Source organism: Pantoea septica, from assembly GCF_002095575.1.
Taxonomy (GTDB): domain Bacteria; phylum Pseudomonadota; class Gammaproteobacteria; order Enterobacterales; family Enterobacteriaceae; genus Pantoea; species Pantoea septica.
The window spans coordinates 1-795 of record NZ_MLJJ01000085.1 but is presented as its reverse complement, the minus strand read 5'-3'; the positions used below and the strand labels follow the sequence as shown (position 1 = coordinate 795).

1 protein-coding gene is annotated in these 795 nt (G+C 72.2%); it reads left to right on the top strand.

The window, feature by feature from the left end; genetic code table 11:
• A partial coding sequence (locus HA46_RS21015; protein WP_143807704.1) for an Ig-like domain-containing protein occupies window positions 1-795 on the top strand: 795 nt, incomplete at both ends.

The window sequence follows — 795 nt, the reverse complement described above, 5'->3', positions numbered from 1 at the left end:
GGCAGCTGGAGCTTCACCTCGCCGGTTCTCGCCGACGGCAGCCACAGCCTGACGGCGGTGGTGACCGATGCGGCGGGCAACGCCAGCGCGCCGACTGCGCCGGCGAACTTTACCCTGGACACGCAGGCGCCGGTCGCCGCAGCCGATCTGGCGCTCAGCAGCGACAGCAGCGGCGTCGCCGTGCCGGTCGCCGCAGGCGACGCGACGAGCGACACTACGCCGGTGCTGAGCGGCAGCGCCGAACCGGGCAGCACGGTGACCATTTCTGACGGCGACACCGTACTGGGCACGGCGACCGTCGGCGGAGACGGGCGCTGGAGCTTTACCTCGCCGACGCTCGCCGAGGGCGGCCACAGCCTGACGACGACGGTGACCGATGCGGCGGGCAACACCGGCCCCGCTTCGGCGCCGCTCTCCTTCACCGTGGACGCCACTGCGCCAGAGGCAGCCACCGGCCTGGTGGTCATCGACGACGTGGGCGCCTCGCAGGGCGATCTCGCCTCTGGCGACACCACCGACGACAGCACGCCGACCCTGAGCGGCACGGCGGAGGCCAACGGCATCGTCAGCGTCTATGACGGCGACACGCTGCTCGGCACCGTGACGGCAGATGCCAGCGGCAGCTGGAGCTTTACGCCTGCCGCACTGAGCGACGGCCTGCACAGCCTGACCGTCACCGTCACCGACGCGGCGGGCAACGTCAGCGCGCCGACGGCGCCCTTCGATCTCACCGTTGACGCCGGCGTGCCGCCAGCCACCGCCTCGCTGGTGGTGACCGACGACAGCGGCAGCACT